This window comes from Nocardiopsis prasina DSM 43845 (genome assembly GCF_000341265.1).
Taxonomy (GTDB): domain Bacteria; phylum Actinomycetota; class Actinomycetes; order Streptosporangiales; family Streptosporangiaceae; genus Nocardiopsis; species Nocardiopsis prasina.
The window spans coordinates 1-1407 of the sequence record NZ_ANAE01000187.1; the positions used below are offsets into that span (position 1 = coordinate 1).

At 59.1% G+C, this 1407-nt stretch carries 1 rRNA gene; it reads right to left on the reverse strand.

Annotation, left to right across the window (positions count from 1 at the left end):
• Nucleotides 1-1407, reverse strand: a 23S ribosomal RNA gene (locus D452_RS0122765); the annotation flags it as partial.

Consider the following 1407-nt stretch of genomic DNA (forward strand, 5'->3'; position numbering starts at 1 on the left):
TCTCACAGTCAAGCTCCCTTGTGCACTTACACTCACCACCTGATTGCCAACCAGGCCGAGGGAACCTTTGGGCGCCTCCGTTACCCTTTAGGAGGCAACCGCCCCAGTTAAACTACCCACCAGACACTGTCCCCAGACCGGATCACGGCCCGAGGTTAGATGCCCGAAACAGCCAGAGTGGTATTTCACCAACGCCTCCACCACCACTGGCGTGGCGGCTTCACCGGCTCCCACCTATCCTACACAAACCATCCCAAACACCAATGTCAAGCTATAGTGAAGGTCCCGGGGTCTTTCCGTCCTGCTGCGCGAAACGAGCATCTTTACTCGTAGTGCAATTTCACCGGGCCCATGGTTGAGACAGTGGGGAAGTCGTTACGCCATTCGTGCAGGTCGGAACTTACCCGACAAGGAATTTCGCTACCTTAGGATGGTTATAGTTACCACCGCCGTTTACTGGCGCTTAGATTCCCAGCCTCACGCACAAGCGCTAACCGGTCCTCTTAACGTTCCAGCACCGGGCAGGCGTCAGTCCGTATACAGCGTCTTACGACTTCGCACGGACCTGTGTTTTTAATAAACAGTCGCTTTCCCCTGGTATCTGCGACCCCGCCCCGCTCACAGGGAAAACCTGATCACCGGACAGGGCTCCCCTTCTCCCAAAGTTACGGGGACAATTTGCCGAGTTCCTTAACCACGGATCACCCGAACGCCTCGGTATACTCTACCTGACCACCTGCGTCGGTTTCGGGTACTGGCCGCACACGCACTCGCTAGAGGCTTTTCTCGACAGCACGGGATCACTCACTTCGCCGAAACGGCTCGGCATCACGCCTCACCCCTGTAACAGGGCAGGGATTTACCACCACCCCGGGCTACACGCTTACCCCCGGACAACCACCGCCGGGTAGAGCTACCCCACTGCGTCACCCCATCACTTGCCTACACACCCCTCGGGTCCCAGGCACACCACCACCCCCGCACCCGAAGGCACGAAGACGGGCATGCATGGTCAGCATCAGGGCTATCGACACGGGCGCACGCGCACGGGTACGGGAATATCAACCCGTCATCCATCGACTACGCCTGTCGGCCTCGCCTTAGGTCCAGACTCACCCTGGGCGGATCAACCTGCCCCAGGAACCCTTAGTCAATCGGCGCCGGAGTTTCCCACTCCGGTATCGCTACTCATGCCTGCATTCTCACTCGCACGCCCTCCACCACACGGTCACCCGGCGGCTTCACCGAACGCACGACGCTCCCCTACCAACCGACACCAACGTGCCGGCCCCACGGCTTCGGCGGCGCACTTCAGCCCCGCTACATTATCGGCGCAGAATCACTTGACCAGTGAGCTATTACGCACTCTTTCAAGGATGGCTGCTTCTAAGCCAACCTCCTGGTTGT